This is a genomic window from Romboutsia sp. (assembly GCF_051659545.1).
Taxonomy (GTDB): domain Bacteria; phylum Bacillota; class Clostridia; order Peptostreptococcales; family Peptostreptococcaceae; genus JBOFOR01.
Genome location: NZ_JBOFOR010000221.1, coordinates 1 through 6,320, shown reverse-complemented (window position 1 = coordinate 6,320; position 6,320 = coordinate 1). Strand labels below are relative to the sequence as shown.

Here is a 6,320-nt window from a genome sequence, read left to right as displayed (position 1 = left end):
TCCCAAGAGCTTATTTAGATGACGGTTATGATTTTAGTTTTAGTGGATTAAAGTCAGCAGTTTTAAATTACTTAAATGGCAAGAAAATGAAGAACGAAGAAATAGTTGTAGAAGATGTATGTGCATCATTCCAAGAAGCAGTAGTAGAAGTATTATCTAAAAAAGCAATAAAAGCAGCCAAAGAAAAAGGCTATGATACAATCACACTAGCAGGTGGAGTAGCATGCAACTCTGCACTTAGAGAAAAAATAACAGAATTAGGTAAAAAAGAAAACATAGATGTAAAATATCCATCACCAATATTATGTACAGACAACGCAGCAATGATAGGGTGTGCAGGATATTACAACTACATAAGCGGAAGAAGAGACGATATGAGCTTAAATGCCGTTCCTAACTTAAAAATAGGACAACAATAAATTTTAATAAAAAATAACCATTAGAATTAAAAATGATGAACCGTATCACAAGTAACGGAGCGCGTTTTAAGAATAGTAGATTTATATCTACTATTTTTTGTTGTATAAAAAGTTATTTATAAACATTATTTTACAAAAAATGACAAGATAGATGAAGTATACTATTCTTTGGAATAATAATGTAACTAGTAATAATTTAACTAATAAAAATGTATTTATATTTTGAAAAGGAGATTAATAAATGGTAAAGTTTAAATTCATGGGAACTGAAATTTCGATAACAGATGAAAGAGACAGCTATAACAAGATAAGATTGCAGTATGAATCAATAGCAGAAAGATGTAGAGAAGAATTCATAAATGAATATAAAGAAAATAATAGAAATTTAGATGATGTGATTAATAAAGGATATGATCAAGGTATATATGTTATTTCAAAAGTAATAAGAAATACTGTAGATAAACTTGTAGAGAATAAATTCTACACTATAAACAATGAACTATTTGTAGAAGAATATTGTCAAGATGTAATAGAATTATGGGATGATGCATACAGCAAGATAAATGACCAATACATGAATGTTGTTTTGGATGAAAAACAAAAAGAAGAATATAGACAGTACAGAAAAAATTCAAGAGGAAGATGGCAAGGTGGAGGATTTGGATGGCAAAATGCTTTAAAAGGTAGTATGCAAGCAGGTGCAATGAATGCAGCAACAGGTGCAGTGCATGGAACATTTAATATGATTGGTAGAATAGGTTCAAGTATAAAAGTAAACAAACAAAAAACTAGAATATTTAATGACTCATCAACATTAGAAACACTAGCATATGGAATTTATATTGCAGTTTATAATATGCATTATTCGTATACTAAGTTCTTAGAAGATAATGCAAATCTACAATTTGGATATATTTATGCAGAAGAAGCTAAAAAGGCAAAAGTAGTATTATCAAATATAAAAGGTAAAAATATAAGCAATAAAGAAAAGATAGAAATTGTTAGCGAATTAATAAATTTAAATCCTTACATAGAATCAGTATATACATATGCAATAAGTAATTTTGGGGATGAAAATAATGAAATATCTAAAATAGCTAACTACTTTGGATATGACATAGACTACTACAAACGAAATATTATAGAAAGAAAATTTAGTACTTTGCAAACTGATACAGAGAATGAGACTTTAGAATCAAAAGAAATTATACTACAAGAAATCAAAAGATTGGGACTGAACAGCAATATTACTGAAATTAAAGAGCTAGATAAAAAGCTAAATCAATTTGATGAAGAAGCAAGAACTGTAGATTCTATATTATTCAAAACTAGGGAAGAAGCTAAATTAGCTAAAGAAGAAAAGGTAAAAATAGAATCTATTTTAAATAAAGCTAATATGGATGTAGAGTCAGATGTAGTAAATGCAAAAAATAAAATAATAGGATTAAAATTAAATACCAAGATAGTGAATTCATATATGGAATCAATAGATAAGAAATTAGAAGAAATTGATTTAAAGGCAAGAACAGTAGATAATATAGTGTTTAATACAAGAGATGAGTCTAAAAAAGCTAGAGAAGATAAGTTGAAAATTGAAGAAATAGCAAATGGTATGGATAAAACAGATGAAAAGAGTCTATCAACTGCAAAGGAAAAAATAATAAATATTGGAACTAGGTTAGATTCTGAAAATAAAGTAATTAGAGAAATAGAAGACATATTAAGCAATATTGATATAAAAGAAAGAACAGTAGGCAATACATTGTTTGAAACTAGGGAAGAGGCTAATTTAGCTAGAACAGAAAAATTAAAATTAGATAAAATAATGGATAATATAGCGATAGATAATGAAAGTAGTATAAAGCAGACAAAGATACAAATAGAGTCAAATAAATTCAATACAACAATAGCTCAAAATACAATAGAAGAATTAGATAAAAGACTAGAACTTATAGATATTAAAGAGAGAACAGTAGAAGACCTATTATTTGAAACTAGAGAAGAGGCTAATTTAGCTAGAGAAGAGAAGTCAATATTAGATGAAATAACAAATGAAATAGATGTGGAAAATGAAAAAAGCCTAATAAAAGCTAAGAAGCAAATTGAATCAAATTCATTCAATACAGAAATAGTCAATATATACATAGATAGAATAAATCAACATATGAAAGATATCTATAGTGAAACTATAGATGAAGCAGATGAACATGAAGAAAATAAAGACAGCTTTAAAAGTATGTTAATAGGGTCAGCTATAATGATTCCCTTAGGACTATATTTCTTTGGGAGAGTAGGAACTTTATTGAAAATAATAATAGGTATATTCTTATTAGGGGCAGTAGTATCAGTATTTGAAGAATATAAGAAATTAAGCAAAAGTAAGAAGGCTATTAAGCAAGTAAAGAAATTACAAAAGTCAGGAAGAATATAATTAAAAAAACTAAAAGTAGGGAGAGGTAAGCTATGGGTATAATCGTTGTTTTATCATTAGTATTGGCAGGAGTAATATTTTATTATTTTAATCGTAACTATGTATTTCACTCAATGGATTTATGGATGAAGAGATATGTTAAGTATTTTATAATATCATTATTTATAGTATCAATATTAATTACTATATTAGCACAAGTTGCTATATTTATCATAGGAATAGCTGGGATATTAATGTTGTTTAAAATTTTGAAAGATGGATCCAATAAGACTAGGATAATTACCTGTTCATTATTAGTAATAATAGTTGGGGGAATATTCATTAAGAATATAAATAACAATAAGAATAATACTTATTCACAAATAGAATCACAAATAGAATTAGAAGATGAAATTAACTATGATGAAAGTCAAAGTTATGAGAACAAAGAATCTGTAGAAAATGAAGATTATGAAGTTGTAGATGAAACAGAGAGTGTAGTTGCAGAAGAATCTACAAGTGAAGATAGTCAACAAAATCTTAAAGATGAATATATTCAAAAACTTAATTCAATAGAAGAAGAAGCAAGTACATTAAGTTATGATGGTTCAACAGTAGAGATGAAAGAAACATCTTCTACAGTACTTAAAAAATGGGATGATGCACTAAATGAAATTTATGGAGTTCTAAAAACTCAGCTATCAAGTTCTGAGATGGAATCACTTAAAGTAGAACAAAGAGAGTGGATAGTAACCAGAGATGCAGGGGCAAAAGAATCGGCTTCTGAGTTTGAAGGTGGAAGTATGTATGATTTAGAATATACAGAATCACTATCAAGACAAACAAAAGAAAGATGCTATGAATTAGTTGAAATATACATGAAATAGAAAAATGAAATAAATAAAACAATAAGCATATATCATAATAATGTAAAGGATATCTATACTAGATAGATAATTCCATTTAGGTACATAGATAGCAAGGTAGGTGTGGCAAATAAAAGCTACATCTACCTTATTTTTGTGTAGAAAAACATAAGGAGGAAATAATATGGTAATCAATATTTGGAAGGAAGAACACTTAGACTTAGTTCAAGAGCTACCACAACAAGTAAAAGAAGTAATGAGAGAAAATCTAAAAATACTTGAAGAAAACTACGGTACAGAAAGAACAGTAGAAGACTTAGGTGGATACATAGCATTAGTAGATGAAGATGACATTGCAATATTCAAAGAAGAGATACTAAAAGAAACAATAGCAGAATACATAGATGAGATAGAAGGAGCTGACTACATATCAGCTCTATTTTTGTTGAGTAGTGATTTTGCGATAGTAGTAATTTGTGAAAAGAAGCTAAGAGAAATACTTGAACAATAGAAAGGAGATACATAATGTTTTCAAATGAAAGATACTTAACAAGAGAAGTAGCAGACAGAGTACCAATAGAAATACAAATACTAATGTGGAATTTAGTAGAGAAAATAGAAGGAGAAAAAGACTATCTACAAGTCTTTGAAGTAATACCTAATGGTCGTGAATTCGTGGAGATAATACATAAACAAGAAATACCCGAATTCACATTTAGCTATATAGTAAAAAATACTGGAATAGAAACTAAAATGAAACTATACATAATTGACAATGGGCAATACAGTACAATGATGTTCAGTCATGAGTATTAGAAAGTAAGGAGATAAGAACAATGATAAAACATAATTCAGAGATACTGAATAAACTATTCTTTAGGGAACTACAGGATTTAGTTGAGAAATACAATAAGATAGATGAAGATACTAAAATTAAAATAGAAGAAATCATATCAAACTTAAGAGATGAAGAGTTAAAAACATACCTAACAAATAACCCAAATAAACTATTAGAAATAATTGAAGAAACAAAAGAGATAGAATTGGATAAATCAGTAGTAACATTCTTTGCTTGGTACAATTCAGAGATAAAAGAAATAGACTTAGAGAAGGCAAAAGAATACCTAGAGGAATTGAAGATAAATAACTACTTAGAAGTACAAGACTACATAATCTACAGAGAAGAAAAATATTTGAAAGAGTACGCCAAAGAACTTTTAGAGGATAGACTTGAACAGGAATACTATGTGGATAAGTTGTTTTCAAAAGAGCAAGTGATTGAGATGTGGATAGAGGGGACAACTAAAGAAGAAATGGTACAAGAAATTGTGGATAATGATAGTTTAGAAGAGGTACTAGAACTATATCCACAATATGCTTTCACTATGAATGGAATAGAATACAGATATTCACAGATAGAAGAAGAATAGTCATAAAAGTAAAGTGGGAACGTGAAAAAAAGAAAAACCACGTTTCCACGTCTAAAACTAAATATAAAATAACTTGGAGGATACAATGTTAAATAAAGATAATGAAATAATAAGTAACTTGATGCTTAAAGAAATACAAATAGTAGTAGATAAATACTACAACATGGATAATCAAACTAAAGAAAAAATAAAATCAATACTATCAACTCTAAAGGACAATAATCTAAAATCATATCTAATAAATAACCCTAATAAGATAACTGAAATAGTAAAAGAAACAAACGTAACAGAAATAAATGAAGATGTAATAACACTTTTCTCATGGCTAAACTTAGAAGGAAATAAAACAAGCATAAAAGATACAATAGCTTACTATGAAGAGATAAAGAAAAATAACTACATAAAGATAGGTAGATATACAATATCTAAAACTAATGAAAGAACAAAAGACGATACTAAAAAAGAAATAGAAGAAAGAATAAAAGATAAGTCATTCCTAGAAAGAGCTATCAATAAAAATAAACTTGCAGATATTTGGATAAATCAATCTATTAGATAGATAACGGTAAAACGTGGATTTAGAAATAAAGGAACATAGAAAAATAAACTAAAAGGAGATAAAGAAATGAGTAAGAAAGTAGTGAAAATAACTAACTATTGTACAATATTGCAACAATCAATAATAGATAAAGGTTCATATGGATACGGAATAGAGAAAATAATAGTCAATGATGGAGATGGACAAGAAGAAATAAGGTTTATGTATGAAAAAAATACTGTAAGAGGTAGGCACTTGGTAGCCAGACCACTAGACTTACCAGAACAAGATTTAATAGAGCTACTAGATAAAGCAATACAAGAAAAATTATTTTCAAAAGATTTCATAAATAAGTTAAAAGAAATACTTAACAAGTGATGATAAAAGGAGCTACTGGAAGCTATGAAAAGCTAAAAGTAGCTCTATGAACTTATAATAAACTTAGTATAAATTAGTAATAAATTTAGTATAAACTTAGTATAAATTTGTTTGAAATATTTTTTTACTTGTTTATTAAATATATAATCCTGAATTATTCATTAAATAATTAAAGCTACGCTTAAAAAGGCGTAGCCACTAATGTCCAGATATTAAAAATTTTCACCTAAAAAGTGAAAAAGTATATGAAAAAAGTCTCAAATTTGTTATTGTTAATTT

The 6,320-nt window shown here is 27.5% G+C and carries 8 protein-coding genes; all 8 read left to right on the top strand.

Annotated elements, in window-relative coordinates:
* Positions 1–419, top strand: a 419-nt coding sequence (locus ACRC03_RS12235) for a Kae1-like domain-containing protein (protein ID WP_438652852.1), incomplete at its 5' end; no start/stop codon positions are given.
* Positions 420–660: 241 nt separating this feature from the next.
* Positions 661–2,850, top strand: a complete 2,190-nt coding sequence (locus ACRC03_RS12230) for a hypothetical protein (RefSeq protein WP_438652851.1) — start codon at positions 661–663, stop codon at positions 2,848–2,850.
* A gap of 32 nt (positions 2,851–2,882) precedes the next feature.
* Positions 2,883–3,716, top strand: coding sequence for a lysozyme inhibitor LprI family protein (locus ACRC03_RS12225; protein ID WP_438652850.1), 834 nt, complete (start codon positions 2,883–2,885; stop codon positions 3,714–3,716).
* A 163-nt stretch (positions 3,717–3,879) separates the two neighbouring features.
* Positions 3,880–4,206, top strand: a complete 327-nt coding sequence (locus ACRC03_RS12220; RefSeq protein ID WP_438652849.1) for a hypothetical protein — start codon at positions 3,880–3,882, stop codon at positions 4,204–4,206.
* 14 nt (positions 4,207–4,220) lie between these two features.
* Positions 4,221–4,511, top strand: a complete 291-nt coding sequence (locus ACRC03_RS12215; protein WP_438652848.1) for a DUF960 family protein — start codon at positions 4,221–4,223, stop codon at positions 4,509–4,511.
* A 20-nt stretch (positions 4,512–4,531) separates the two neighbouring features.
* Complete coding sequence (locus ACRC03_RS12210; protein WP_438652847.1) at positions 4,532–5,125, top strand: hypothetical protein; 594 nt, start codon at positions 4,532–4,534, stop codon at positions 5,123–5,125.
* Positions 5,126–5,210: 85 nt separating this feature from the next.
* Positions 5,211–5,684 (top strand): hypothetical protein, encoded by a 474-nt coding sequence (locus tag ACRC03_RS12205; protein WP_438652846.1) that lies wholly within the window; start codon positions 5,211–5,213, stop codon positions 5,682–5,684.
* Between the two features lie 66 nt (positions 5,685–5,750).
* The gene (locus tag ACRC03_RS12200) at positions 5,751–6,041 is read left to right on the top strand and encodes a hypothetical protein (RefSeq protein ID WP_438652845.1); all 291 of its coding nucleotides are present in this window, start codon (positions 5,751–5,753) and stop codon (positions 6,039–6,041) included.
* The last annotated feature ends 279 nt before the right edge of the window (positions 6,042–6,320 follow it).

Coding starts and splice junctions, on each gene's coding strand:
- ACRC03_RS12205 (WP_438652846.1), top strand. CDS start 5,211: ATGTTAAATAAAGATAATGAAATAATAAGTAACTTGATGCTTAAAGAA.
- ACRC03_RS12200 (WP_438652845.1), top strand. CDS start 5,751: ATGAGTAAGAAAGTAGTGAAAATAACTAACTATTGTACAATATTGCAA.
- ACRC03_RS12220 (WP_438652849.1), top strand. CDS start 3,880: ATGGTAATCAATATTTGGAAGGAAGAACACTTAGACTTAGTTCAAGAG.
- ACRC03_RS12225 (WP_438652850.1), top strand. CDS start 2,883: ATGGGTATAATCGTTGTTTTATCATTAGTATTGGCAGGAGTAATATTT.
- ACRC03_RS12230 (WP_438652851.1), top strand. CDS start 661: ATGGTAAAGTTTAAATTCATGGGAACTGAAATTTCGATAACAGATGAA.
- ACRC03_RS12210 (WP_438652847.1), top strand. CDS start 4,532: ATGATAAAACATAATTCAGAGATACTGAATAAACTATTCTTTAGGGAA.
- ACRC03_RS12215 (WP_438652848.1), top strand. CDS start 4,221: ATGTTTTCAAATGAAAGATACTTAACAAGAGAAGTAGCAGACAGAGTA.